26 protein-coding genes are annotated in these 26,006 nt (G+C 62.4%); 14 read left to right on the top strand and 12 right to left on the bottom strand.

Going from position 1 to position 26,006, the window contains the following annotated elements:
* Positions 1–3 precede the first annotated feature (3 nt).
* Complete coding sequence (locus ABIB56_RS08920; RefSeq protein WP_354568844.1) at positions 4–750, top strand: SDR family oxidoreductase; 747 nt, start codon at positions 4–6, stop codon at positions 748–750.
* A gap of 276 nt (positions 751–1,026) precedes the next feature.
* Here ABIB56_RS08920 and ABIB56_RS08915 read toward each other — a convergent pair whose 3' ends face one another.
* Positions 1,027–1,737: a TetR/AcrR family transcriptional regulator gene (locus ABIB56_RS08915; protein ID WP_354568843.1), complete on the bottom strand. Its 711-nt coding sequence runs from the start codon at positions 1,735–1,737 to the stop codon at positions 1,027–1,029.
* Between the two features lie 145 nt (positions 1,738–1,882).
* On the opposite strand from ABIB56_RS08915, the gene ABIB56_RS08910 reads away from it, so the two are divergent.
* The gene (locus ABIB56_RS08910; protein ID WP_354568842.1) at positions 1,883–2,305 is read left to right on the top strand and encodes a hypothetical protein; all 423 of its coding nucleotides are present in this window, start codon (positions 1,883–1,885) and stop codon (positions 2,303–2,305) included.
* Positions 2,306–2,410: 105 nt separating this feature from the next.
* Here the strand turns inward: ABIB56_RS08910 and ABIB56_RS08905 are convergent, their stop codons facing one another.
* Positions 2,411–3,166 carry an alcohol dehydrogenase catalytic domain-containing protein gene (locus ABIB56_RS08905; RefSeq protein WP_354568841.1) on the bottom strand — a complete coding sequence of 252 codons (756 nt, stop codon included), beginning with the start codon at positions 3,164–3,166 and terminating at the stop codon, positions 2,411–2,413.
* Positions 3,167–3,366: 200 nt separating this feature from the next.
* Here ABIB56_RS08905 and ABIB56_RS08900 point away from each other — a divergent pair, with 200 nt between their 5' ends.
* The gene (locus ABIB56_RS08900; RefSeq protein ID WP_354568839.1) at positions 3,367–4,197 is read left to right on the top strand and encodes a carbon-nitrogen hydrolase family protein; all 831 of its coding nucleotides are present in this window, start codon (positions 3,367–3,369) and stop codon (positions 4,195–4,197) included.
* A 44-nt stretch (positions 4,198–4,241) separates the two neighbouring features.
* Positions 4,242–4,682 carry a sensor histidine kinase gene (locus ABIB56_RS08895; protein ID WP_354568838.1) on the top strand — a complete coding sequence of 147 codons (441 nt, stop codon included), beginning with the start codon at positions 4,242–4,244 and terminating at the stop codon, positions 4,680–4,682.
* Between the two features lie 56 nt (positions 4,683–4,738).
* On the opposite strand, the gene ABIB56_RS08890 is transcribed toward ABIB56_RS08895, so the two are convergent.
* A complete protein-coding gene (locus tag ABIB56_RS08890) occupies positions 4,739–5,935 on the bottom strand; it encodes an aminotransferase class I/II-fold pyridoxal phosphate-dependent enzyme (protein ID WP_354568836.1) in 1,197 nt (398 codons plus the stop codon).
* A 320-nt stretch (positions 5,936–6,255) separates the two neighbouring features.
* On the opposite strand from ABIB56_RS08890, the gene ABIB56_RS08885 reads away from it, so the two are divergent.
* The 4 genes from ABIB56_RS08885 (at position 6,256) to ABIB56_RS08870 (ending at position 10,190) form a co-directional block, all read left to right on the top strand.
* Positions 6,256–6,642, top strand: a complete 387-nt coding sequence (locus ABIB56_RS08885; RefSeq protein ID WP_354568835.1) for a hypothetical protein — start codon at positions 6,256–6,258, stop codon at positions 6,640–6,642.
* Positions 6,643–6,785: 143 nt separating this feature from the next.
* Positions 6,786–7,454, top strand: a complete 669-nt coding sequence (locus tag ABIB56_RS08880; protein ID WP_354568834.1) for a PKD domain-containing protein — start codon at positions 6,786–6,788, stop codon at positions 7,452–7,454.
* 106 nt (positions 7,455–7,560) lie between these two features.
* Positions 7,561–9,024 carry a S1C family serine protease gene (locus tag ABIB56_RS08875; protein WP_354568833.1) on the top strand — a complete coding sequence of 488 codons (1,464 nt, stop codon included), beginning with the start codon at positions 7,561–7,563 and terminating at the stop codon, positions 9,022–9,024.
* 116 nt (positions 9,025–9,140) lie between these two features.
* On the top strand, positions 9,141–10,190 hold the full coding sequence (locus ABIB56_RS08870; protein ID WP_354568832.1) for a glycosyltransferase family 2 protein: 1,050 nt from the start codon (positions 9,141–9,143) through the stop codon (positions 10,188–10,190).
* On the opposite strand, the gene ABIB56_RS08865 is transcribed toward ABIB56_RS08870, so the two are convergent.
* A complete protein-coding gene (locus ABIB56_RS08865) occupies positions 10,187–11,701 on the bottom strand; it encodes a CDP-glycerol glycerophosphotransferase family protein (RefSeq protein WP_354568830.1) in 1,515 nt (504 codons plus the stop codon). The two genes, ABIB56_RS08870 and ABIB56_RS08865, sit on opposite strands and share 4 nt — an antisense overlap.
* The gene (locus ABIB56_RS08860; protein ID WP_354568828.1) at positions 11,698–12,954 is read right to left on the bottom strand and encodes a CDP-glycerol glycerophosphotransferase family protein; all 1,257 of its coding nucleotides are present in this window, start codon (positions 12,952–12,954) and stop codon (positions 11,698–11,700) included. The genes ABIB56_RS08865 and ABIB56_RS08860 overlap by 4 nt, the downstream gene beginning before the upstream one ends.
* A gap of 106 nt (positions 12,955–13,060) precedes the next feature.
* Between ABIB56_RS08860 and ABIB56_RS08855 the strand changes: the two genes are divergently transcribed.
* Positions 13,061–13,426, top strand: a complete 366-nt coding sequence (locus ABIB56_RS08855; RefSeq protein ID WP_354568827.1) for a hypothetical protein — start codon at positions 13,061–13,063, stop codon at positions 13,424–13,426.
* Positions 13,427–13,487: 61 nt separating this feature from the next.
* On the top strand, positions 13,488–13,679 hold the full coding sequence (locus ABIB56_RS08850) for a hypothetical protein (protein ID WP_354568825.1): 192 nt from the start codon (positions 13,488–13,490) through the stop codon (positions 13,677–13,679).
* Between the two features lie 293 nt (positions 13,680–13,972).
* Here the strand turns inward: ABIB56_RS08850 and ABIB56_RS08845 are convergent, their stop codons facing one another.
* Together ABIB56_RS08845 and ABIB56_RS08840 are read right to left on the bottom strand one after the other, a co-directional pair.
* Positions 13,973–16,909 carry a DEAD/DEAH box helicase family protein gene (locus ABIB56_RS08845; RefSeq protein ID WP_354568824.1) on the bottom strand — a complete coding sequence of 979 codons (2,937 nt, stop codon included), beginning with the start codon at positions 16,907–16,909 and terminating at the stop codon, positions 13,973–13,975.
* On the bottom strand, positions 16,906–18,816 hold the full coding sequence (locus tag ABIB56_RS08840; RefSeq protein ID WP_354568822.1) for a site-specific DNA-methyltransferase: 1,911 nt from the start codon (positions 18,814–18,816) through the stop codon (positions 16,906–16,908). The genes ABIB56_RS08845 and ABIB56_RS08840 overlap by 4 nt, the downstream gene beginning before the upstream one ends.
* Positions 18,817–18,943: 127 nt before the next feature.
* Between ABIB56_RS08840 and ABIB56_RS08835 the strand changes: the two genes are divergently transcribed.
* Positions 18,944–19,255, top strand: a complete 312-nt coding sequence (locus ABIB56_RS08835) for a helix-turn-helix domain-containing protein (protein WP_354568820.1) — start codon at positions 18,944–18,946, stop codon at positions 19,253–19,255.
* On the opposite strand, the gene ABIB56_RS08830 is transcribed toward ABIB56_RS08835, so the two are convergent.
* From ABIB56_RS08830 to ABIB56_RS08810, 5 genes are all read right to left on the bottom strand, one after another.
* Positions 19,252–19,548: a hypothetical protein gene (locus ABIB56_RS08830; protein ID WP_354568818.1), complete on the bottom strand. Its 297-nt coding sequence runs from the start codon at positions 19,546–19,548 to the stop codon at positions 19,252–19,254. The genes ABIB56_RS08835 and ABIB56_RS08830 overlap by 4 nt on opposite strands.
* A 107-nt stretch (positions 19,549–19,655) precedes the next feature.
* Entirely contained in the window at positions 19,656–20,432 is a 777-nt protein-coding gene (locus ABIB56_RS08825; RefSeq protein ID WP_354568816.1) for a hypothetical protein, read from the bottom strand.
* The gene (locus tag ABIB56_RS08820) at positions 20,429–21,187 is read right to left on the bottom strand and encodes an ABC transporter ATP-binding protein (RefSeq protein ID WP_354568815.1); all 759 of its coding nucleotides are present in this window, start codon (positions 21,185–21,187) and stop codon (positions 20,429–20,431) included. Before ABIB56_RS08820 ends, ABIB56_RS08825 begins: the two co-directional genes overlap by 4 nt.
* Entirely contained in the window at positions 21,187–22,002 is an 816-nt protein-coding gene (locus tag ABIB56_RS08815; RefSeq protein ID WP_354568813.1) for an ABC transporter permease, read from the bottom strand. Before ABIB56_RS08815 ends, ABIB56_RS08820 begins: the two co-directional genes overlap by 1 nt.
* Positions 22,003–22,044: 42 nt before the next feature.
* Positions 22,045–22,737, bottom strand: a complete 693-nt coding sequence (locus ABIB56_RS08810; RefSeq protein WP_354568812.1) for a phosphocholine cytidylyltransferase family protein — start codon at positions 22,735–22,737, stop codon at positions 22,045–22,047.
* A 254-nt stretch (positions 22,738–22,991) separates the two neighbouring features.
* Between ABIB56_RS08810 and ABIB56_RS08805 the strand changes: the two genes are divergently transcribed.
* The 3 genes from ABIB56_RS08805 to ABIB56_RS08795 are packed head-to-tail and all read left to right on the top strand — an operon-like array spanning position 22,992 to position 26,003.
* On the top strand, positions 22,992–23,459 hold the full coding sequence (locus ABIB56_RS08805; protein ID WP_354568810.1) for a hypothetical protein: 468 nt from the start codon (positions 22,992–22,994) through the stop codon (positions 23,457–23,459).
* 19 nt (positions 23,460–23,478) lie between these two features.
* Entirely contained in the window at positions 23,479–24,456 is a 978-nt protein-coding gene (locus tag ABIB56_RS08800) for an ATP-binding cassette domain-containing protein (RefSeq protein ID WP_502917585.1), read from the top strand.
* A complete protein-coding gene (locus tag ABIB56_RS08795) occupies positions 24,432–26,003 on the top strand; it encodes a hypothetical protein (RefSeq protein ID WP_354568808.1) in 1,572 nt (523 codons plus the stop codon). The genes ABIB56_RS08800 and ABIB56_RS08795 overlap by 25 nt, the downstream gene beginning before the upstream one ends.
* Positions 26,004–26,006 lie beyond the last annotated feature (3 nt).

The following is a 26,006-nucleotide window of genomic DNA, read 5'->3' as shown; positions in this document are numbered from 1 at the left end:
CTCATGACAGACAACAACGGAATCAACGGCAAGGTCATCGCAATCACAGGCGCCGGCAGCGGCATCGGGGAAGCAACAGCACTGCTACTCGCAGAACGCGGAGGAAAGGTCGTACTCGGTGCTCGACGGACGGAACGTCTTGAAGCAGTCGCCTCGCAGATCGCGGCGGCCGGTGGCGAAGCCATCTTCGCCCGCGTCGACGTGAGCCGGCGTGACGACCTCGAATCCTTCGTGAGCCTCGCAACCACCACCTTCGGCCGGCTCGACGTCCTGGTCAGCAACGCCGGCGTTATGCCCATCTCGCCGCTCGATGAACTTCGAGTGAATGACTGGGAGGCGATGATCGACATCAACGTCAAGGGTGTCCTGTACGGCATTGCGGCAGCCCTTCCCGTGTTCCGCGAACAGAAGACCGGACACTTCATCAACACCGGGTCGACCGCTACTCTCAGGATCGTTCCCACGATGGCGGTCTATTCGGCATCCAAACTGGCCGTCAAAGCCATCACCGAAGGTCTCAGGCAGGAAGCCGGCGCCGACCTGAGGGTAACTCTCGTTACACCAGGGATGACATCAACCGAAGGCGCAAGCGGAGTGACCAACCCCGACATCCGCGCGAACCTCCAAAAAACGATCGACGATATGGCAATGCCCGCGTCAGCGATTGCCCGTGCGATCGCTTACGCCATCGAACAGCCCGCCGGCGTGGACGTCGGTGAAATTGTCGTACGCCCCACCGCCCAGGGATAATGCGCACTCTGACCAGACACCTCCGGCATGTGGCATGACGCTGCCTGCCCGAGCAGGCAAGTGCTCATCCTGTGCACCTTGTCTCTGTGAAACCGCAGGGCGTCAACGTCCGACAAGCTTCCGCTGCGATCGACGCGGTAGGGGGCGACGTCAATCTCGCACTCGTCGAGGAAGACGCGGCCAGCGCCTGGCAAGCAACTCTTGAAGGCGCCGTGGACCCCGAATCCGCGCTCAGACTCAGCTGCAATTACGGCAGATAGATGGCTCCGGCTGTGGTCAGCGGCGGGGTGCGAGCCCCACGAGGTCGGCCGTGAGCTCGACTGTGTGTGTGAAGAGGTCGGCGTTGGTGCGGAATGCGCCTCCGAGGTGACCGAACAGTTCCTGGCTGAGCGCGCCCAGTATCTGGGTCCACGCGGTGATGCCTCGGAGCAGGACTTCTGGGGTGAGGTCGGAGAAGTTCAGGGCCGAGAGCAGGGCTGCAGCGTCCTCGGCCAAGGTTGTCGGCAGCGGCGCCTGAGTGGATGGTGGTGCCAGCAGTCCGGCGCGCGCGCTGTCGCTCAGGATGCCAAGGAGCAGCGTGTATACCCGGGCGGACGGGGCGACGGTGTCGGTCGGTGCTCGGTAGTCGGGCACGGGAGAGCCGTAGATCAGGGCGAATTCCTGGGGATGCGCCACGGCCCAATCGCGCACCGATGTGCACACGGCGCACCACCGATCACGGTGATTGCTGTCACGAGTCTGCGCGAGGGCGCTTTCCGCCTGATCGCCGACCGCGGTGTATGCCTCGACGATCAGAGCGGTCAGGAGCACGTCGCGGCTCGCGAAGTACCGGTAGAGCCCTGACGGTACCATCTCCAGCTCGTGAGCCACAGCACGAAGAGACAGCCCAGCGGCCCCGACGGTGGCCAGTTGGCGACGAGCCACGTCGAGAATCTCGCGGGTCAGAGCAGTGCGAGCCCTCGCACGCGCAGTTCCTGGGGCACCCATAACACCAGTATGCCAATAGAGAGAACATAATACCGAATCGAGAACGGTGTTCTTGATATCTTTGTCAGCTGTCGAGTACGGTGATCTATATCGAGAACATCGTTCACGGTTCGTCACACCGACAGACACCAGGGAGTCCACAATCATGATCAACCCCATCACGTCCCGCCGCGACCTCGTTGGACGCATCCTCTTCGGGCTGCTGTCCGTCTCGACCCTCGTCGCATTCGTCGACGGCATCGGCCTGGCGTCAGGAGCAGGTCCTGACACGTTCTACATGCAGTGGTGGCGCACTCTCGCCTACCTCGTCTTCGCCGCGATCTTCGCCCTGCTCGCCCTCCGGCCGCGCAGCACGCCCCTGATGTGGGAGATCGTCCTGATCCAGAAGGCGACCATCACGATCATCGGCTACCTCAACATCACAGTCGCCGAAGCACCACGAGACGCAACAGTCGATCTTTACCTCGTCCTCGTCATGGTGCCCGCCTGGATCCTCTGCCGCGGCTGGCTGAGCTGGAAGAAAGAATCCGCCCCGATTGACGCCACCGACCGTAGCGTCGTCGGCTAACAGCGACCGCGGCGGGGCCAGGTCATAAGAACCGGCTCCGTGGTGGGTTTGCTCGATCGCAGCACGCTCACTCGGTCGCGCACAATCCAGCAGAGGTGCGGTTGGTCAGTTCCCCTCTTGCGCCTCGAGGACCACCTTGATCGATTGGGTGGATCGGTCGGAAGCGACTCGGAATGCCTCTCGAGCCTCATTGAGCGGAAATCGGTGGGTGATGATTGTGTCTGCTAGTTCTGGTCTGTCGGCCAACATGGCGGCGACTCCTGATGTTTCTCGGATCCCGTTTCGCAGACCGTACGCGATGCTATTGACGTAGGTCAGTTCCTTGATCAAGCTGACCGGTCCGGGGTTCGGAATCGTCGTCGCGTAAACGCCGAGGGATACGATGCGAGCACCGGGCTTCGCAAGTTTGGCAGCCTCCTCCAGCGCGGTCTCGCCACTGGCGGCGACAACGACGGCGGCCGCAAGCAGACCTATGCTGCCACCGCCGATGATCGCGAGTCGCTCTCCTTCGTGCCAGTTGGCATGCCGCACGGCATGCCAGGCGACTGCTCCCGGCTCGGCCAGGCACGCGTCCTTGGCGTGAGGTCCGTCTGGAAGGGCAAGCAGGGCACTCTCAGGGACACTGATTGATTCCGCCATCCCGCCGTCGCGGAAAATGCCCAGATTGCCGTGGCCCTCTTCGGTGCATCGCTGAATGTTCCCCGATCTACATTCAGCGCATTGACCACCGAAAATCGTGGGCTCGACAAAATACTCGCGTCCGTCTGCCCCGACGCCAGCGAATTCATGCCCGTAGACGAATCCCTGCACGCCACCCGCCGCGAAAGCCAGGTCCGTTCCGCAAATGCCGGCCGAAACCACCTTGATCGGAACACCCTCGCCAACGGAGAGTGGGGCGTCTATGACGTCGATTCCTTCGGACGAGTTAATGACAGAGGCAGTGAGAGTTGCCGCGGCGGGATGGCGGCCCGCGTTGAATTTCGGACACCCTTAGCAGCGTACGGCGGTCCCGACAGTTGCACGGATCACAGCGGTCGACGGCATCTCAGTAGGCTTGGCCGATGGCAACCGATACTGCGCTTCCCATCGCGGTGGCGCAGTTCGCGCCCGGCGATGACAAGGCCGCCAACCTCGAGAAGATCCGCGATCTCGCGACGACAGCGGCATCCCGCGGCGCGAAGCTCGTGGTCTTTCCCGAGTACTCCTCCTACTTCACCCCTGAGTTCGGTGAACACTCGGTGGCGGCGGCTGAAACCCTCGACGGACCGTTCGTCGCCGGACTCGAGGCTCTTGCGAAGGTGCTCGACATCCACCTCGTCGCGGGAATGCTCGAGACGTCAGAAGACGACAAGCGTTTCTCGAACACCCTCGTCGCCCTTGACCAGCACGGGGCTCTGGTGGCGAAGTACCGCAAGATCCACCTCTACGACGCATTCGGGCAGTCGGAGAGCGACTGGGTGGTGCCTGGGCCGATCGAGCCGCCGGAGACCTTCACGCTCGGTGACCTGACGGTGGGCCTGCAGACCTGCTACGACATCCGTTTTCCGGAGGTGACGCGCCGCCTGGTGGATGCTGGTGCGGATCTCGTTCTTCTGCCGAGCGAGTGGGTGCGCGGGCCGCTCAAAGAACAACACTGGCGCACACTTGTCACCGCCCGCGCCATCGAGAACACGATTTATATCGCCGCCCCAGACCAGGCTCCGCCAATCGGGGCGGGTAACAGCATGATCGTCGATCCGATGGGCATCGAACTCGCGACAATCGGCGAAGAAACTGATGTCGCGATCGCCTGGATCTCACTGGAACGCATCGCCGCGGTGCGCGCCGTGAACCCCGCACTGGGGCTGCGGAGGTTCGAAATTCAGCCTCGGGAGAGCGGCCCCGCCGCGTAGAGTGAACTGACCATATTCTTGAGGGGGAATCCCTCAACGATGTCGTGGCCGCGGCTGTCGAATCCGCCCGCCCAGTAAGTTCCACGGCCGGGGTCGAGTTGATCCTCCACCTTCCAGAGCGCCCCATCACTGTTCGTGGCGATGCTGTGCGTCTTGGGCAGGCCTGCGACAACCTGATCTCCAACGCGGTCAAGTTCACGCCACGCGGCGGTACCGTCACCGTCAGTCTCGGAGCGTCAGAAGCGGATGCCGTGATCACCGTGGGCGACACCGGCATCGGCATCCCCGAATCCGAACTCGACAAGCTCTACGCGCGGTTCTTCCGCGCGTCGACGGCGACCAGGAACGCCGTGCCGGGCGTGGGTCTCGGCCTCACCATCACCAAGGCGATCGTCACTGCCCACGAAGGTGAGTTCAATGTCGAGAGCGAGGAGGGCGTCGGTACCGCGTTCAGCATGTCGCTTCCGTTGCCCCGGCGTCCCTGAGGCGCCGCGGCCGCGAGGGGAGTCGTGGCGAGAATGGCGCTAGCGGTCGAGTGTCGTTAGCGATCGAGTCGGGCCAGCTGGGCGGATGCGCGCTCGAGCACCTCGACCCGCTTGCAGAACGCGAATCGCAGTAGCGATGCGTACTCGCCCTTATGTTCGTCCGCCACGAAGGCGCTGACCGGCACCGCCACCACGCCCGCGAGTTCTGGCAGCTGGCGGCAGAGGGCCGCCGCGTCCGCGAAGCCGAGGGGCCCGGCATCCGCGATCACGAAGTAGGAACCCTGCGGCCGGCTCACCTCGAACCCTGCGCCGCGAACACCTGCGGAGAGAAGATCCTTCTTCTGCTCGAGTTCGCTGGCGATGCGCTGGAAGTACTCGTCAGGCAGACCGAGCCCGACGGCGATGGCGGGCTGGAACGGCGCGGCGTTCACGTAGGTGAGAAACTGCTTTACGGCGAGGATCGTCTGCAGCAGGGCGTTCGGCGCGGTCAGCCAGCCGACCTTCCATCCCGTGGTGTTGAACGTCTTGCCACCGCTCGAGATGGTGACGGTGCGATCCCACGCGCCGGACAGCGTGGCCACCGGAATGTGTTCGACACCGAAGGTCAGGTGCTCGTAGACCTCGTCGGTCACGATGATCGCGTCGTGCTCGTGAGCGAGTTCGACCACGAGTTCGAGGGTCTCCCTACTGAGCACCGAACCCGTGGGATTGTGCGGATTATTGATCAGGATGAGGCGCGTGCGATCGGTGACGACGCTTCGCAACTCGTCGTGGTCGGGCTGGAAATTCGGCGCACGCAGTCCGACAGTGCGATGGATGCCGCGGGCCAGCGCGATGATCGCGCCGTAGGAGTCGTAGAACGGTTCGAGCGTCACGACCTCATCCCCGTCGTCGACCAGGGCGAGGATCGTGGCTGCCAGCGCCTCGGTTGCGCCGGCGGTGACCAGCACCTCGCGGTCGGGGTCTGCCTTCAGCCCGTAGAAGCGCTCCTGGTGGTCGGCGATCGCCCGGCGAAGAACCGGCATGCCGAGACCGGGCGGGTACTGGTTGAAACCGTCGCTGATAGCGTGCCGGGCTGCTTCGAGAACCTCGAACGGGCCATCCTCGTCAGGGAATCCCTGCCCAAGGTTGATGGCACCGGTCTGCGCGGCCAATGCGGACATCTCCGCGAAAATCGTGGGCTTGAGGCCGCCATCGTCGCCGAGCAGCATCGCTCCGCGTGCCGTTCGTTCCCATCCGCCAGAGACGTCCATTGGTCTGCAACTCCAGCTGTCGTGATCGGGGAAACTGTTGTCCAACGGTACTCCCGTCGCCCCTCCTCCCTAGGTCGAATAGTCGAGGTTTCGTAACAGGTGTGGAAAGTTCTGGCATCACCTCCCCACTGTGCCCTACCGTTTTGTCTATGCGGAACATCCCTCGGGTATCTCTCGTCGCTCTCGTCGCGACCCTCCTACTCTCCGGATGCGTCCCCACGGAACCCGCCGCGACCCCCAAGCCCCAGCCGAGTTCTACCCCGATCTTCGCCACGGAGGACGAGGCACTCGCGGCAGCGACGAAGGCGTATGCCGCCTACGTGAAGGTGTCGGATCAGGTGTTCATGGATGGTGGGGTCAATCCCGAGCGCCTGAAGGCTGTCGCGACAGGGGAACAGCTGAAGGCAGACCTCACAGGTTATGAAACTGCTTCGGACAAAAAAGTTCACAGCACTGGGGGCACCACATTTGAAGGCTCTACCCTGCAGCAGTTTAAGGACAGCAGCACGGACGGGCGTGCGGTTATCGTCATCTATTTGTGTGAAGACGTGTCAAAAGTCGACGTCCTAAACTCCGCTGGAGTTTCAATCGTAAGTTCGGATCGGCCGAACCGAGTGGCATACGAAATTGGGTTCGATTCTGTACCCGCGCTGAGCGGACAACTATTCGTTTCACACAAAGAGACTTGGGCGGGCGGCAAATGCTAAAAATTATTCATGTCGTCATGGTCGCCCTCACTGCGACTGGATTGGTCGTAGCTTCACCGACGTTAGTGCGTGCAGGGGGTTCCTGCGGAGGATACGAATCTCAAACCACAGGCTGCGCCACCGGCGAAGTCCTCGACGGCGGTGTGGATCTGGGAGCCGTCGTCACCATCCCCGGCAAACCCGGAACCGTCGTCATCCCGGGTCGTGGGCAGGGCACCGCCCCGGTCGAAGAGGTCGAGATCCCCTGCCCGATGGTCGGCGTGAAATGCCAGGGTCCACGTGACGGGCACGACACCACCAATCCCGTGGACCCCACCAACCCGGTCGCCGCCGTGACGCTGCGCGACCTCATCAATTTCCGTCCCGTGGCCGGTATCGATCACATGGAGCCGAACGGGTGGATGGTGGTCGGCCTCGATACGAACTTCTACGCGGAAGCGGGTGCCCAGATGCAGGACGGCCAGTTGCTCGGCCAGCCAGCATCCGTGCGATTCTCACCGCTCCGCTACCACTGGAGCTACGGTGACGGAGCATCAGCCACATCCGCAGCCAAAGGCGCAGCCTGGTCGTCACAGGGCATCCAGGAATTCGACGCTACGCCCACAAGTCACATCTACCGCGCGCCCGGAACCTACACGATCAACCTCACCATCGACTTTCGAGCCGACTATCGTTTCGGGGTTGGCGGCTGGACGCCGATCGCCGGAACAATAGGGGTGCCGGCGAACCGTCTCGTCGCCACGGCGGGCGATGCGAAGACCGTTCTCGTCGACAAAGACTGCGCCGCGAACCCTTCAGGACCCGGTTGCTGACCTGCTATATGAAACCATAGGAAGACTGCGGCACGCTCACAGTGCGTCCATATACAACGCTCAGGTTGGCGGTGGAAGCTAGCAACGCTTGGAAGGAGCAGCCCCCATGACCGACGCACCCCAGGAACCAATTTCTGGATCAGACAACCCTGAAACACCTGCCGAGACCGAGGCACGGTTCAACACATCCGCCCCGACGAGCGCAGATGCGACACCCACAGTAGCGACCACCGCTGATGCTACGCCCACCGACGCATTCGGCCAGCCCCTCACAGCAGAGCAGCCAGCACCTGCCGGACAGGGCACTGACTACACGTGGGCAGCAGCTCCCGATACCGCCGCACCTGCCACCACGAAACAGCGTTCAGCCAAGGTCGGCCTGATCGCCGCCCTCGCCGTCGGAGCACTCGTCGGAGGCGTCTCAGGTGCCGGAGTCGCTGCATGGGCCGTCTCAGCCAACCAGCCGAGCGCAACCTCACCGTCCTCCGCGACAGCCCAGAACATCACCGTCAACGACACAGCGAGCGTCAACGTCGTCACCGCTGTCGCGGCGAAAGCCGAGCCGTCGGTCGTCACCATCTCCACCTCGAGCAAGAGCGCGGCCGGAACCGGATCGGGAGTCATCCTGAGCAAAGACGGATACGTACTCACGAACACACACGTCGTGACGCTCGACGGCCAGATCTCCAACCCGACCATCCAGGTCACCACGGCCGACGGACACCTCTACTCCGCGACCGTCGTCGGAACCGACCCGATCGCCGACCTCGCCGTGATCAAACTCAAGGACGCAACCGACCTCACGCCGGCGACCTTCGGCGATTCGAGCAAGCTCAACGTGGGTGAGACTGCGATCGCGATCGGCGCACCCCTCGGCCTCTCCAACACGGTCACCGACGGCATTGTCAGTTCGCTCAACCGCAGCATCTCGATCGCCTCCTCCGCCGTGCCGAACTCCAGCTCCAACCAGGACTCGACACCGGGCCAGACCAGCCCGTTCGACTTCCGCTTCGACAACGGCGGTGGCAGCTCACAGCAGCCGCAGTCCGCTTCCCAGGCCACCATCTCGCTTCCCGTCGTCCAGACGGATGCCGCGATCAACCCTGGTAATTCCGGTGGCGCTCTGCTCAACTCCAACGCCGAAGTGATCGGCATCAACGTGGCCATCGCGGGAACGGGCAGCTCCTCGAATGCCAGCACCCAGTCGGGCAACATCGGCGTCGGCTTCGCCATCCCGGCCAACCTGGCTCAGCGGATCGCCAACGAGTTGATCAAGGACGGCAAGGCCAGCCACGGTCTGCTCGGAGCCAGCGTCTCGGATGTCGCGGCCACCGACTCGAGCGCCGTCGTCGGCGCTTCGCTCAAAGACGTCACCGGCAACGGGGCTGCGGCTAACGCTGGGCTGAAGTCCGGTGACGTGGTCACCAACTTCAACGGCATCCGCATTACCGGAGCGACCGACCTCACGGCGCAGGTGCGATACCTCGCCGCCGGATCCAAGACCGACCTGACGTACGTACGTGGTGGCAAGTCCACGACGGTATCGGTCACCCTCGGCGCACTGAAGTAAGCGGCACACTCCAAGCACGACAACAGGCACGGATGCCCTGCTCTCGCAGGGCATCCGTGCCTGTTTCGTGTCGGCTGGTAGGCTCAACCGACCTGCCGACCTGACCATTGGATGCTATGACGACCGAGGTGCCAGCCCTGCCAGGCGTCTCCTATGTCATACCGGTGCTCAACGAAGTCGCCTACATTGAGGACGCGATTCGTACGGTACTGGCCCAGGACTATGAGGGCGAGAAGGAGCTGATTCTTGCACTCGGGCCGTCCTCGGACGGCACCACAGAACTCGTGCACCGGCTGGCCGCGGAAGACAGTCGCATCGTCTCGGTGCCGAACCCGGACACAGACATCCCGGTCGCCCTGAATCTCGCGATCAACGCCAGTAGGTACCCGATTATTGTTCGCGTCGATGCCCACTCGGAACTCGATCCCAGTTACACGCGACGCGCGATCGACACGCTGAAGCGCACCGGAGCTGGCAATGTCGGCGGCGTCATGAAGGCGCGGGGCAAGACGCCGTTCCAGTCCGCGGTCGCCAGGGCCTACAACAGCCGCTTCGGACTCGGCGGCGGCAGCTATCACGGTGGTGCGGAGGAGGGCCCTGCGGAGTCGGCCTATCTCGGGGTCATCCGCCGCGAAGTGCTCGACGAAGTGAACCTGTTCGACGAATCGGTTCGACGCGGCGAGGACTGGGAACTCAACCTGCGCATTCGTGCCGCGGGCCACTCGGTGTGGTTCGACCCGTCGCTCGAAGTGACCTATTGGCCGCGCGAGAGCTGGACGAAACTGGTGCGACAGTTCTGCGCGACAGGTATCTGGCGGGGTGAACTCGTTCGGCGCTACGCGGGGCGCAACCCCTGGCGATTCTTCGCGCCTCCCGTGCTGGTCGTCGTGGTGTTGCTCAGCCTCGTGCTGCTTGTGCTGCAGCTGACCGGCGTGATCAGCGGATGGCCGAGCCTGGTGCTGTCACTGATCTATCTCGGCCCGCTCGCCTACATCGTGCTGCTGCTCCTGCTCGCCTTCTCGCGCGCTGGCGGCCCCGGGTGGAGCGACCGTTGGCGGTTCTTCCTCGTGCTGCCCACCATGCACCTGAGCTGGGGCGTCGGGTTCGTCATCGGCCTCATCCGCGGAGCCCGCAACACCGTCGACACCTCTCGTACCGGTATCTAGCCGATCTTTCCCTCGCGCAACAGCCGACGCACGACCCGTTCCGCCGCTTGGCCATCGTCGCGTGGGTTGAACCGCGCACGCCAGGCCCGGTACTTCTCGGCGTAGCGTGGTTGGATCTCGGTGCGGGCGGTGACGAGTTCGACGAGGTTCTCGAGCGTCGAGACGACGGGTCCCGGCGCCACCGGAATCAGGTCGAAGTAGAATCCGCGCAGCTTCTCCCGATAGTGGTCGAGATCCGGAGTGAAAAAGAACAGCGGCTTGCCGGTGACGGTGAAATCGAACATGACCGACGAGTAGTCGGTGATGAGGGCGTCGGCGACGAGGAACAGCTCCGAGACATCCGGGTATCCGGTGACATCGAGCACGTTCTTCGCGTAGAGATTTTCGCCAGGAAGCAGCGTGCGCGAGTGACCGCGCACGAGGGTGACGTAGTCGTCGCCAAGGGCTTCGGCGAAACGCGATACGTCGAGGTGATCGACGTGGTCGGGCCTGTCGTCTCGCCAGGTCGGTGCATAGAGCAGAACGCTCGCGTCATCCGCGATTCCGAGGCGCGCGCGAACGGTGGCGGCATCCCCGTTCATCAGCACGTCGTCGCGTGGGTAACCCTCTTCCCACACCGGGCCGAGGTAGGCGTAGGCCTTACGGAACACCTTCCTGCTGTAGGGATTCTGGGCCAGCAGGATGTCCCACCTCGCCCGTTCGCGCAGCGTCGCGACCGCAGGGCGAAGACCCTGACGCACCCGGCTTAGGGCGAGTTTCTTGAGCATGGTGCCATGCCAGGTCTGCAACACCGTCTGGTATCGGCGTTTGCGCAGCCGTTTGCGCAGCCAGTCGTTCACCACGAGTAAACGCGCAGAGCCGCGGATGCGCCACCACTCCGCGCTGCCCTCGATCAGCGCGACGGCACCCTCCGGCACTGCGACGGAGGCATCGGCGACGCTCCAGTAGCGGGCGATGTCCGGTCGCAGCTCAGCGAGTGCGCGATCGATCGCTCGCGGGTTGTCGGAGACGTTCCGACCGAAGAAGCTCTCGAAGAAGACCGCGTCGAGTGGCTCATAGCGTGCTGCGCGATAGTCCGCTTCGAGCGAGGCCTGCTGGAGCCGCCCGCGCTCGCGATCGCTGAGCGGGGCCGAGAAAGTGACGTCGAGAGCCTGGCCGTCGCTGGTGAAAGCGACGCGGGTGACACCGGGAAGGTACTGCTGGCTGGGGAGATCGGCGGCGACGGTCACGCGCAGGGTGTCTGCCACGAGAGCGTAGCGTCCGGAGCGCGGGGGCAGCGGCGGGCCGCCCCAGGTTGAGGCGAGAAGAGGAAAGACGGCCTGCCAGCGGCCGTCGGCGATCGTGAGTTCGGCGGTGAGGGTCTGCCGTGAACCGCGAAGGGTTGCGGAAGGGGGGGTGCCGGCATCCGTCGATCCCTCGAAACGCAGGCTCGGGTCGTCCCCGGGGATCACGACAACGGTGTCGACGACCAGGCGGCCGGAGTCGACCGAGGTGGGGGGAGTGGGTGTCATTCCTGCGCTTTCAGCCGGTCGAGTATCTCGCCATACACTCTCTCAGTATTCCGACCATCGCGATACGCGAAGTGCCGTTCGCTAACTAGCCGACTGTGCGCCTCGAGCTGTGCCGCCCACTGTTGATCGCTGTCGTACCGTGCGAGCTGCGCCAGGATCGCCGTCCACGACCGCACCTCCGTGCCGCCGCTGAACTCGCGATAGGGCTCGTACAGGCCACGGGATGCGGTGTAGGAGTCCTCGTCCGGCGCGAGGAACAGGATGGGTCCGCCGGTCAGCGAGAAGTCGAAGGCGATGGAGGAGTAGTCGGTGATCAGCAAGTCCACGGCCGGCAGGATCGGCGTAACATCCGGCTGCGCGCTCGAGGAGAGCAGCACGATCCGGTCGGAGACCCCGAAACCCGCCGCATAGTCGCCGACGCCGTGCGGATGCGGGCGCACGACCAGCAGCGAGCCGCTCGCCTCCAGATATTCGCCGATTCGCGTCCATTCCTCAGCAGTCGGAGCCCCGGGATCCGCGGCCCCGTCACGCCAGGTGGGGGAGTAGAGCAGCGTTCGGGCTCGTGAATCGCGGTCGAGACCAAGCCCTGCGAATAGTTGCGCCCGTGCGATCGCCGAGCGATCATCGGCCGTGCCGCGCGAAAGCACATCGTCGCGCGGATCGCCTGTCACGGCGATGCGCCCCGATTCCAGTCCGAACGCCGTTTGCAGGCGGCTTGCAACAAGTTCCGATGCTGCAGGCATCAGGCTGATGCCCCGATAGCCGCGCTGGTATGCCCTGCGGAGAATGCCCCGCAGCCGGCTGATTCGGGAGAAGATCCCGCTGCTGGTCGTCACCGGTGAGTCGAGCTGGATGAGTTTGAGAGGAATGCCGTGCCACAGCTGCACGACGAAAGCCCCGCGGGTGCCGTAGCGGTTGGCGTCCCCGAATCCGTGGGTCACTACGATCACTCGGGCGCGCAACGTGAGCCACAACCCGCGCCTGCTCGACTTCAGCACCGCCGGAATTCCGAGGGCCGCGGCATCCGCCAGTTCCTCCGTGTCGAGGGCCAACCAGGTGAGGCCGAGCAGTGGGTTGGCAGCACGGGCGAAGCGGAAGAGCTCGAGCGAACCCTCACCGACACCGGACCCGCAGCCGAACACCCATTGGCGGTCCGTGCGCGGAACCACGAGGCTCGCGAGGGCCCCGAGCGCGTAGAGGGGAAGGGAGAGAAGCTTCTTCGCGTTCCCGTTCGCAAAGTTGAACCCGGGCACGTCTGGAGCCTAGCAGTCGGCGATCTGGCCCCTTCGGCGAGCATCGGGTGGGTAACAGTCCCGCTTTGGCAGCCTTTGCATAGATGCGCACTGCTTTAATTAGACGGTGCCGCTTCTCAAGGACATCAAGACCGCTCAGCGCGTTGTACTCAACCTCTTCCGCTCCCGCCGCAACCGGGCACAGCTCGCCAGTCTCGGCGCCAGCGTCTGGGAACAGCCGGCGGGCAGCGTCCAGATCGCCGTGTACTTCGCCGATTCTCGAGTCAACCTCTATCAGATCCGCCAGTGGTATGCGCCGCTGGCCGAGCTGTCGAAAACACATCAGGTGGCGATCATCTCGCGGTCGCCCGGGTCTGCCCTGACTCTTCTCGAGGAGTCGCCGGTCCCCGTGGTCTGTCTGAGCTCCGTCGCCGACCGCAGACATAGCCGAGGCCAACACACAAGACCCACGAGCACAACACGTCTTCGATGACGGTCCGACTCTCGGTTGGCAACTGGCGGCTGCGGATGTCGCGATCGCCGACATCTCCGCCATGGTCTACGACAGGCTCGCAACGGGTAAGCCGCTCATCGTCGCCCGCCCGATCGCCCTGGCTGCCGAGATCGACGACAGCGGATACCTTGGTGCCGCGAAGTGGCTCACCGCGGCGGAAGCATCCGACACCATCCCCCTCGTCGATCGCGTGCAGCACAGCAGGGGAGCCCAGGAACGCCTCCAGCTCTAGGTGGAGCGCCACTTCGGCGACACGACCCCCGGTGCCGCCACCCGACGTTTCCACGAGGCCGTCGAATCACTTGTCGTTAAGTGGGAAGTTCATGCCGCTGTGCACATCGGCGACAAGAGGATCCGTCAGCCCGATCCATTCGACTCCGACTTGGATTCGGACGGCGACTGACCAGACTTTCAGCTGCGTTTACGATGCGAGCCACCATTTGCGACCCCGTCGAAGAATCATCGTTGCCCAACTCTTGGAGGGTGATTCGTTCCAAAGCCCTGCTCCCGACAACTCTCGGCTGCCTAAATCAGCATGTCCTGCTGGAGGGCGTTTTTCGGACGGATGCGCGCGTAGTTGAGTAGGGCTGACGCACGTTCGCCCTTCGCGTGCCATTCCCTAACGATGCTCTCGCCGAGAAGCACGTAGTGCCATTCGCGTCCATCTCGAAATTCGGGATCCAGCAGATTGAGTTGTTCGCACCAGGCGAGGGCCGCTCGTTGCTTGCGTTTGACGTTCTCATCGCTGAGTGCCGACACTGCTTTCGTCTCGACAACATAGATCTCGAACTCCGTTCGCACGAGAAAGTCAGGCGAGTATTGGGCGGGCATCCCGTCGGCCTTCAGGTAAGGGCGCCGCAGAAAGTCGTGCTTGTACTCGTGGATCTTGACGAGCGCCTCGACATGACTATCGCTGTCCGCCCATTCGATGAAGAGGCGTTCGAGGCCACCACCGTGCGACGGGATCGGCAGTTTTGGGTAAATGCATTTCTTCACCTCGACAGCTGAACTCGTTCGCACCGACAACCAGTCGACCTCCGACAGCGAGCGATAAAGCACTTCGGCCGCAGAGGTCTGTTCGCTGTCGAGTGTCGCGACGAGGGCAGGCGCAAAGACGCCGGCAATCTCCTCCGAGACACCTTCGAGAAGCAGCACGCGCCAATTTTCACCTTCGAGCGGGCTGAAGGGCATGCCGAAAAGTCTGGTGCGGATGTAACTGTCGACCCAGCCCAACAGGAGCGGCTTGTGCACCTGCAGCACAGGATAGGCAGTCAACTGGTTGTACTTTGGCGTGGAGCGGGTGAAGCTTCCACTAATCGATTTGCTGATGCGCGTGGTGAGACGCGACAGATAGTCGTTGTAACCGGTCGCCGTCATCACCCCGCCATCCACCCGGTAGTCACCGTACTGTGTCCCGGTCTGAGCGTCGTGGGAGGCAAACCTGTCACCAGTACCTATTTGGCGAAGTAGATCGACAAGAGGGAACTTGCTCGGTGGCAGTTTCCGCGGATCGATTCGCGGGGTCGCGAGACCATCATCTGCTTCTCGAATGATGAATGGTATCTCAAAATCGTAGGCCTGATAACCATCACGTAGTTCGACGCGCTCAACGTCGCCGGTCGATCTGCGATTGTCGTCATCGCCGACACCTCCGACGAGTCCATCGCCGAGTTCCTGCTCGTAAAAATCCGCGAATGCCGGGTGCTCGACGATGAAGAGCACGTCGAAGTCGTTGGTTGGTTCCAGCCGGTTTCGGATACGGTCGCGTGTTTCGCGCTTGAGCTCATCGATTGCTTCGTCGCCACGCCACATGAGACGCAGGCCGCGGCCAATAGTCTGCTCGAGCAGAATGCCCGATTGCGATGATCGCAACGGAACAATCACGCAAATGTTGTTGACGTCGAAGCCTTCACGGAGCATCAACACGCTCACGATGACTTTGGGCCTCTTGTGGTGGTCAATGTCGAAGAGCTTGTCGCGAACGGGTTCCCATTCCTTCGGGCCAAGCAAGGCTTTCTTGCCAGAATCGACTCTTAGAAAGTCCTCATCGGATAATCCGGTGCTACGCAGAAAGTCCTCGACATGAGGCGAGACGTTGGTGTTTTCAGTGATGATGAGCAGTTTTGGATGCTTATCACCATCCTGTTTTTCGAACTGCTCCTCGAGCATCTTCAGCTTGGTAAGGCCTGCCCGTATCATGATGCGCTGACCTTCAGAAAGCCCGGTAACCTGCCCCCTGTCATCGCGCTCGGCGCGGAAGTCCAGATCATCGTTCGCTAATGCGGCTATCTCTTTTCGTTTGTCCAGCGCGAGGGCCTTGACGAGCCCTTTGCTCATGGCCTCTTTGAGATCGAAATCGACAACGATGTGCGGGAAGAATTTCTTTCCCCGATTCTTGCCTGAGCCGCTTTCGTTGTAGGGCGTGGCCGAGAAGTCGATCTGCACGAAACGTCGACCCTTGGTCAGCGCGATCTCGCTCAGGCTCTTCTGCCATTCGACCTCAGAGCTCTCCTGCCCCTTTTTGAGACTGTGGATGTGGTGCGCTTCGTCATTGAAAACCAGCAGATGCGGTAGATCGACAAGCCACTGAAGCGCCTCACCTCGTCGAAAGCGGCGATCGAGTACATCAAGCGAATTGCCGGTCGAGGTTCCAGGAGTGAGGGGGACGAAGCTCGATGCAGCGGCTGCGGCGTCGATTTCTTGACCAGGAGCTTCGGTATCGTCCTCGTCAACAAACAGCGGGTCTTCGACCCCGGCGAGCAGATGCCAGTTGGTGATGGCGACTATGCCGGAGCCGGTTACCTTATTGCCGATATCGCTCTTGGTGACGATCGACGACTGCAGGAATCCGAAAACCTGTTGACGGTAAGTGTCAGGGATGAAGAGCTCGCGTTGCGAATAAATGTCGCTCGTCTGGAAGTCGCGTTGCTCGCCTCCTCGGCGCTTGCCCTGGAAAGAGTCGAGCAGCCGGTCGTAGACGATGAGTCCTGGGGCGACGACGAGGAAGTTACTGGTGAAGCGCCCATCGTCGGTGTTCGCGATGTGATTGAGGTACTGCCAGACGAGCAGGGCGTTGAGTACCCAGGTTTTGCCGGTTCCCGTAGCCATTTTGGCGGCATATTTCGGGTGTGCGTTGCGAACATTGCTGACTTCGCCGAGCAATTCGCCTTCGAGCATCGCTTCAAGCGCGACTTTCTGGTAGAGGTCAAGGAGGCTCGTACTGCCGAGCACCTCGTGTGCATAGATGATCGAGAGGATGGCATCACGCTGGCCGTCATGGAAGTTCAGCGGTCGAACGTCGCAATAGTCGTCTTGGAACCACCATCTGAGCAGTTCGGCAGTGATGGTCGTGACCTTTTCGGCCAGGGCGTTAGGGGCTCCTGCGCGGAGGGCTGGAACGTCTTCGATGTAACGGAGAGCGAGATTCTCGGCGAGAGGGAAGACATCGCGCAGGATGCTCATGCTTGCATCGCAGGAAGATCAAGCACGACTTCGGATTCGAACCCGAATACGTCAACTGCGCGAACGCATACGAGACGCGCATCGTCGTGCCGAACCGTTGTGAGATGCGCGCGAGTTACCGTGCGGAGTTCGTCGCTGTCGTTGGCCGTGTTGCCGCGGTAATCCTGCCAGGTCGAACGAAATACCACTCCGTCATAATCGGGATCGATTGCCCAATACTCGATGAGGGCGAGGGGCTCACGATTCATCACCTCAATCACCGCTGGTCGATCCTCTTCAGTGAGGCTGATCGCATCCGGCGAAAGCAGCACGTAGTTGTCGAGCACGATTTCCAGTTCTTCGCCATCCGCATTTTGGTGCCGAGATTCGATATGTGCCTCGAGGTACTGCAAGGTGGAGAATCGGATATTGCCAGCCAGGCTCTCTTTGCCGCGCTTCTTGAGGCGGTCGAGTAAGTCTGGTGGAATGACTCGGACATCGAGTTTCTCGTCGTTCAAAGCGGTGAGGTCGTGGCCGATGCTCGCCGAAAAGTTCCAACCGAGCACGATCACCTTGTCGAAGCCGCCGAGCTTGCTATCGCGGTAACCCTGTGCGCGCAGCAACGTCGAGGTGGAAGTCAGACGCGATGGGCTGTCGACGTAGATCAGAGTCTTCTGGTTTGTCAGCCGCCCGAGTGAACCGTTCACGTTCTCCTCGGGTGGCAGGGGAAGAGCGCCGTAGATGCCGAGCACCGTCTGCGCGAGTTCGCCGACCCTAAATTTACGTCCTAGGGTGCTGCGCGCCTGTTCGACTTGATAGTCACCGATCGCCTGATAGAGGAACGGCTTCGCATTCTGATCAACGAGTCGCTTTCGCGTGATCATCACCGCGGGCTTACCGAGATCAGTAGTAATCCATCGACGGCCAATGCGTTCCGCCGTTGCAGCGGTAGTGCCTGATCCAGCAAAGAAATCAGCCACCAGACCCCCTTCTGGCGCGGAGGCATTAATTATTCGCTCCAATAGCTGCTCGGGCTTTTGCGTGCCGTAGTCGAGACGTTCTTTAGCCATTGGGTTCACTGGAGGTATGTCGTCCCAATATGAGGGGACGATGTCGCCGGCGACATCATCGAGGTAGATCTTGCGGGTACCTCCACCGCTGGGATTGACATCCCCGCGATAGAGACGGCCGCTTTCATCTCGTTTGAAACGCTTGAGATAGTCAGGCGAGTGAGGGCGATACTGCGTTCGCCAGTAGTGGTTCGGCGCCTTCCTGTAGATGAAAATGTTGTCGTGTTTGCGTGGAAAATTGGACGAGGTGGACCGTTTGAAGCCGAAATAGGTCCAGATTGCTTCATTGACGAAGTTCGATCCTCCAAACACATCGTCAAGCACTATGCGTATGTAAGGCGAGACGTGCCAATCGAGATGAACATAGATCGACCCGGTCTCAGCGAGCAACTCACGCATAAGCACGAGTCGGGGAGTGATCATCTCCAGATAGGAGGCGGTGCCATTTGCCCAGGCGTCGGAATAGGCGAATTGTTCGGCAACGGTCGGACGTTGATCGACGGTTGCCCCTGGCAACGTGATCTTCGTTCGATAATCCGCCTTGGAGTCGAACGGCGGGTCTATATAGATGAGATCGACCTGGCCACGCAGGCTTGGCGTCTGCTCATCGCCCGCGAGCAGCGCTGCCATTGCGAGCAGGTTATCGCCATAGATGAGACGGTTGGGGGCATCCGGAATGCTGGCTGAGTCGTTCGCCCCGTACAAATCGAAACCTGCGGTGTCGCGTGCAGGTATGACCAATTCGCGCGTCTGCAGGGACACCTTGTTCGGTCCCTCAAGTTGTTCGAGGATCTGCTGGGCCTGCCTCTTGCCTGCGGCGACGATACCGGGAAGTTGTTCGAGCAGGGATCTTGCCATGCGAGGGTTTTCCGTTCGTCCACAGGAGGCTTGCATGATCGCAAAACAAAGCATTAACCCCTGAGGCATTTATACCTCACTGCTCTGACATCTGGTCGTTCGACGATGGGGCAAGTAGCAATGAGGGATGTCAGAACCGATCTCAGATGCCGCCCGGATACTGGGCGAACGCCTCCAGGATCGCCGAAACAAGCTGGCTCTCAGCCAGGAAGAGATCGCCAATCTGGCAGGAATGAATGTTTCGAATTACGGCAAGATCGAACGTGGCCTTGGCAACCCAAATTTTCATACTCTAGTGCGAATCGCATCCGTGCTCGGGGTTGATCCGGGGAACCTGATCGCGAATATTGAGGCGAGTTCGTTGCCCGAGCGACGAGAGGTCTTCACCGCCGCCGACTTCGTGCGCGAGCGGCGTGCCCGCGAATCGCGGGACCGTTAGAAGCTCACCCGCCAGAGATACTCTTCCCCACCCGGGCGAAACCAGCGCACCACCAGAATGGTGCTGCGCGCCAGGTCGCGGCCTGAGATCACCACCTCGAGAGTCTCACCCGGCTGGAGGGTCGACGGTGCGCTGGCGGGCATCACACCGGCGCCCAGCAGGTTGAGCGTTACGCCGTCGACTGTCTCGCTGCCGCGATTGGTGAGCAGGTATTTACGCGGCCCGGCATCCCTCTCGACATGGAAGGGCACGGGGTAGGCGGAATCGAATGAGGGGGAGCGTGGGCCGGTCATGCCCGAAACGTAGCGAGCGCGACCGACTATTCAGGCCGAGAAATTCCGGCAATGGCCTCACCTGTCAGGAGGTCGGGGGATCAGCGGGTGTGGAGGGGTGGAGCGGGCTATTCCTTAGGCACCTTACTGATGAAACGCGGCAGGCTGATCCGCGCACGGGCGGTGCGCACCTTCACTGGATGGATGACCGGTTCGAGTACGAGGGGGAAAGCCTCCGGGGCTGGCCCGAAGGCTTCACGTGAGCTCGACACCACCTTGCGACCGAGCATATGGTTGCCGGTACCGCCGATCACGGCGCCGATGCCGAACGGAATTGCACGCCCGATGATGCTCGCACCCTGCGTCGTCACGAATCGCTTGACGAAGGCACGCTTCACGCGGTCCCCGATCTGCCCCATCGCGGCCTGCGGCAGACTCTTGGTGACGAGTTCGCCCCAGAACCGCCCACGGGTGGGACCGACGCCGGCCGCCTGACCAGCGAGCTGCTTCACCAGGTCCGAGCCTGCGGTACCCAGCATCATCGCCATCACCAGGGTCCTGGCACGCTCCGGGTCTTCGACGGCGATCCCGTGCACCTCGGTGACCGACTGCGCGAAGAGGGCGCTGGCTTCCAGGAATCCGGCCGTCTCGACTCCGGAGAGGGCCAGCGAGATCCCGACCCCGACCCCGGGAATGACTGCGCTGGCACCTACAGCCGCTCCGCCCGTGGTGACGGCAGTGAGGTAGTGACGCTCGAGGATCGTGATGACCTGGGCCGGCGTTGCATCCGGATGTCGGCGACGGATGCTGCGCACCTCTGCCAGTACTACGGGCCGCTGCACAGACAGCAGCCTCTCGATGCCCTTCTCGACCTGGATGGGAGTCTTGCCACGGACCAGCGTCATGACTTCACGCCGTACTGCGCGTTGTACCGATCGAGCACCTGATCGATCGGGGCATCGAGCACGAGCGCACCCTTATCGAGGTAGAGGCCGCGGGTGCAGAAACGTCTGAGGTCTTTCTCACTGTGTGACACAAAAAACAATGTACGCCCGCCAGCCAACAGCTCCTCGATGCGTCGGTAGCACTTCTCCCGGAAGGCCTTGTCGCCCACAGCGAGCACCTCGTCGACGAGGATGACCGGCTCTTCGAGGCGGGAGATCACGGCGAAGGCGATGCGCACCTTCATTCCGCTCGAAAGGTGCTTATAGGGGGTATCGAGAAAGTCGCCGATCTCGGAGAAGGCGATGATCTCGTCGAACCGCGCGTCGATCTCCGAGCGCTTCATTCCGTGAAGACCCGCGGTGAGGTAGACGTTGTCACGCACGGTGAGGTCATCGACGAAACCTCCGGTGATCTCGATGAGGGGGGCAACGCCGGCGTTCACGGCGACTCGGCCTTCGTCGGCGAACACCACCTCGGCGACGAGTTTCAAGAGGGTCGACTTGCCCTGGCCATTCCGGCCGACGACGCCGATTGCTTCTCCAGGCTGAACCGAGAACGAGACGTGGCGCAGCGGCCAGAACTCGTCAGGCCTGCTGCGCCGCTGGGAACCGGCGAAGAGGTCTTTGAAGCTGCGATGCGAACGGCGGTTGCGCTTGAAACGGATGCCGGCATCCGTGACGGTGATGACCGGCGCGACGATGCTCTGGTCGGCCATCAGATCTCCTTCAGCACGGTCTTGATGGTGCGCTGGAAGACGAGCAGGCCGATCCCGAGGATGACGACGCACATGACGGCGCTCACAGCGACATTGAGCCATTGGAGCTCACTCGGAAAGAAAGCTGCTCGGTACAGCGACAGGATGCCGGAGAGAGGATTGAAAGCGAGTATGGGGCTCAACCATCCGGGCACGTCGGTGAGGCCGTAAACGATCGGGGAGGCATAGAAGAGAAAACGCAGCGCCAGTTTCACCGCGCGTTCAAGGTCGCGGAAGAACACGACGAGCGGAGCAACGATCAGGCCAACGCCAAGAGTCAGTATCGCCTGCATCACGATGGCCACCGGAATGAAGATGGCCTGCGGGTGAATCTGTGCGGGGTCTGGAGTCGCCAGGGAGATCAACGCGAAGAAGATGATCACCGGCAGGCTGACCACGAACTCGATTCCTTTGGACAAGACGAGACGTGCAACCCAGATGGTGCGCGGGATCTTGGTCGACCGGATGAGCTTCGCTTCTTTGCTGAAGGCTCGCGTGGCATCCGAAACTGCACCGTTGAACCAGGTCCACGGGAGCAGCGCCGTCAACAGGAAGACAATGTAGGGCTGTTCGCCCACATGGCCTCGCTGGAAAATTTGGGTGAAGACCACCCAGTAGATCGAGGCCATCACCAGCGGGTCGAGAATCGACCAGAAGTAGCCGAGGAACGATGTCGAGTACCGAACCCTGAGGTCACGCGTCGTCAAAAGCCAGAGCGAGTGGCGGTACTGGGCAAATGCCGAGCGCGCAGGACGAACCTGAATAGCTGCACTCACGCGATGGGGTCCTTAACCGTCAAGCATCCCCGGTGCGACGCTTCAGACGAAGAGGTTTGCCCGCTCAAGGTCTTCGGCGAAGTCGATCTCCACGGCGTAGAGGTCGGAGATGTCTACCGGCTCAAATCGTAGCTTGTCCTGTTCGATTGCCAGTTCAATGCCGCGCTCGAAATAGTCCTGATCGCCGACACGGTTCAGCTGGCGCACCAGCGCCGCCTTATCGTTGCGTGCCACGTAGTTGATGCCGACAGCCTCACCGAGACCGCCCTTGACGGTCTTGGAAAGTTCATTGATGAAGCCCTCGGCGTCGACGGTGTACTTGACCTCTTCATCCGAAACCTTCGCGGTGTTGACCGAGACGAAGGACTGGTCGCGGGCAACCATCTTGGCTGCGCGGTCGAGAGCTTCTGGGTCGAAGACGACGTCACCGTTCATCCAGAGCACGCCGCCGTTGCTCGACGCACGCAGGGCGCGCATGAGGCTCTTGGAGGTGTTGGTCTGGTCGTACTGCTCGTTATAAACATAGGAAGCGTTGGGGAAGGCCTCGATGATGTGCTCGAGCTTGTAGCCGACGACGATCGTCACCCTGGCGTCTTTGCCAAACGCGTGATGGATGTTGTCGAACTGCTGCTGCATGATCGTGCGGCCGTCGCTGAGTTCTGTCAGCGGCTTCGGCAGCGAGCGGCCAAGTCGGCTACCCATGCCAGCGGCAAGAATTACGATCTGCGTGCTCACGATTGGTCTCCCTGTTTGACTATGGACGGACTGGGGTTCGATGACCGTTTTCGGATCATATTCGGCACTCAATTGCTGTGAGGCGCGAAGGTTCATCGTCTGTTAATCCCCAGACTCTTGTCTGGACACATCGTTGTGCTTCCACAACCTTACCCGGCGCCCCCTTTTCGGGACAGGGAGATTCCTGTTGATGTTCTCAATTCGTGATGGAACGTAAAGGTTCTGTACAGGCCCGGCGACAGGGATTGGTACGGTTGACGCGTGGATTCAGAACCCGAGGAGAAGCCAGTACCAGCCCGCAGGGCACCGGTCCGGAAGACACCAGCGAGCACCGACGGAACAGCCGCCAAACCCGCTCCGAGAGCCACAGCTCCGGCTTCCGCTACAACCTCCGCGACGGCCTCGAAATCGACGGCCAGGACACAACCAGCGGCGCGTACGAAGCCCACGACGGATGCCGCTGCAACTCCGCAGGCGCAGCCTCCCGCGTCCAGGCCGGCACCTCGAACCGGCGCCGCCGCCGGGCAGAGCAAGGCCGGTACGGCCGCGAGCAAGCCGACATCTGCAGCTGCCAAATCAGCGGCAACGCCCAGCAAATCGGCAGTGCCCAGCAAATCGGCAACGCCGGGAAAATCTGCCGTGCGGCGCCGGCCTGCCGCTCGCAAACCGACAGTTCGATCGACCCGTGCGGCGTCGGCAGGGGCTGCCGAAGCCGTTCCTGAATTCGCATCGTTGCCCGACCTGGTCGTCGAACCTTCCGCCGAGGTCGTGCTCGAACCACAGGTTGCGATCGCGACCCAACCGGTCGTCGCCCCCGAACCGGTTGCGGTACCCGGGCCCGAGGTAGAGGCCCCTGCATCGACGGCGCGCCCCACCCCAGCCGTGCCAAAGATCCCGCGCAAGACCCCCGCGCGAAAACCGATCGAACGCACGACACCGGCCGCCGCGCCCACCGAGCGCGAGACCGTGCTGGTGATCAAGGACCTGGTCAAACGCTTCGGCGATACCGTAGCGGTCGACCACATCAGCCTTTCCGTTCCCGCCGGCTCGATCTTCGGGATCGTCGGCCCCAACGGCGCAGGCAAGACGACAACTCTCTCGATTGCGACGGGCCTGTTGCGTCCCGACGCCGGGACGGTGACGGTGCACGGTGCGGATGTCTGGACCGACCCGGTCGTGGCCAAGCGCAATATGGGTGTGCTGCCCGACCGGTTGCGGCTGTTCGATCGGCTCACCGGCAACCAACTCCTCTACTACGCGGGAACCTTGAGGGGGCTCGACGCGAAGACCGTCAAACAGCGCTCCGCCGATCTCGCTGCGGCCTTCGGACTCGAAGACGCTCTCGATCGTCTGGTCGCGGACTACTCCGCGGGCATGACGAAGAAGGTCGCGCTCGCCTGCGCCATGATCCATTCGCCTCGGGTGCTCATCCTTGACGAGCCGTTCGAATCTGTGGACCCGGTCTCCGCAGCCAACGTCACCGAGATCCTGCAGAAGTATGTGGCCGCCGGCGGCACCGTCGTGTTGTCCAGCCACAGCATGGACCTCATCCAGCGCATCTGCGATTTCGTCGCGATCGTGGTGAGCGGCTCCGTTCTCGCGTCAGGCACCATGGACGACGTCCGTGGTGTCGGCTCCCTCGAAGAGAAGTTCGTCGAGCTCGCCGGCGGACGCAAGACCGCGGAGGGCATGGAGTGGTTGCACAGTTTCTCGGACTGAAGCTCCGCCTGCTCGCGAACACGTTCCGGCGCAGCCCCATTCAGGTCGTCGGGATCGTCATCGGTCTCATTTACGGCCTCGGTGCGGCAATGGTCGCCGTGATCGGCCTGGTCGGATTGCGTTTCATCGAGGTCGGCCTGGCCGGGAGCATCACAGTGACGCTCGGGGCGGTGATCGTTCTCGGCTTTCTGCTCGTACCGCTCGCCTTCGGTGTCGATGACACCCTCGACCCGCGCGCCTTCTCCCTTTTCGGTCTTTCCACGACGAAACTCGCAACCTCGCTGGCCATCACCGCCCTGATCGGAGTGCCGGCGCTGGTCATTGCGATCATCGCGGTGGCGCAGGTGTTCACCTGGGCGAGAAACCCGCTGGCTGTGGTGCTGGCGGTGATCGGAGCGGTGGTGATCGTGGCGACCTGCGTGCTCGGTGCGCGAGTCACGACATCCGTTGCCGCTTTCCTGTTGGCTACCCGACGGTCGCGAGAAATCACGGGACTGATCGCGCTGCTCGTGGTCGTGTCCCTCTCACCGTTCGCAGCAGTTCTCGCCACCATGGACTGGGGAAAGAACGGCCTGAAGGTTCTCGCGTCCATCGGCGGGATCCTCGGTTGGACTCCGCTGGGTGCCGTCTGGTCGGCCCCCTTCGAAGCTTCAGCCGGTTCGCCAGGACTCGCGGTTCTCAAAGCACTCATCGGTATCGCGTTCGTGCTCCTGCTCTGGGTGGTCTGGCGGGCACTCGTCGGACGGATGCTGGTGACGCCCCAGCGCGAAGGACGACGCAAGAGCTACGCCGGCCTCGGCTGGTTCCGGTTCGTGCCGCACACTCCCGCCGGAGCCGTTGCGGCGAGAAGCCTCACCTACTGGCTGCGCGACGCGAGGTATCACACCTCGCTCGTCGCTATCCCGATCGCACCGTTCATCTTCGTGATCGCGCTGGCCGTCGCCGGCGTACCCGGAAACATCCTCGCGCTCATCCCGGTGCCGGCCATGTGCCTGTTCCTGTCGTGGTCGGCGCACAACGATATCGCCTACGACAATTCGGCGATCTGGTTGCATCTGGCATCCAACACGTCAGGACGCGCGGATCGCTTCGGCAGGCTGGTGCCTGCCCTTATCCTCGGAATCCCACTCGTGATCGTCGGATCGCCGATCTGTGCCTGGCTCTACGGGGACTGGGCGGTGCTGCCATCCATCATCGGGGTGAGCTTCTGCCTTCTCCTTGCCGGACTCGGCCTCTCGAGTGTGATCTCCGCCCGCTTCCCCTATCCCGCCGTTCGCCCCGGTGATAGTCCATTCGCGCAACCCCAGGCCAGCGGCACGGCGGCGGGCCTCATCCAGTCCCTGTCGTTCTTCGCGGCGATCGTGATCGCTGTGCCGCCTCTGGGCCTGGCGGCACTGGGTCTTCTGTTCGGTGGCGGCTGGAACTTCGCAGCTCTCATCGCCGGGGTGGTGCTCGGGATCGCCGATATCTACCTCGGGGTGCTCTGGGGTGGTGCGATCTTCAGGCGGAGGGCGCCGGAACTGCTGGCTTTCACTCTGAGGAACTAACTT

It is taken from the genome of Glaciihabitans sp. UYNi722 (genome assembly GCF_040549465.1).
Classification (GTDB): domain Bacteria; phylum Actinomycetota; class Actinomycetes; order Actinomycetales; family Microbacteriaceae; genus Lacisediminihabitans.
This window is presented reverse-complemented; position numbering and strand designations above follow the sequence as displayed.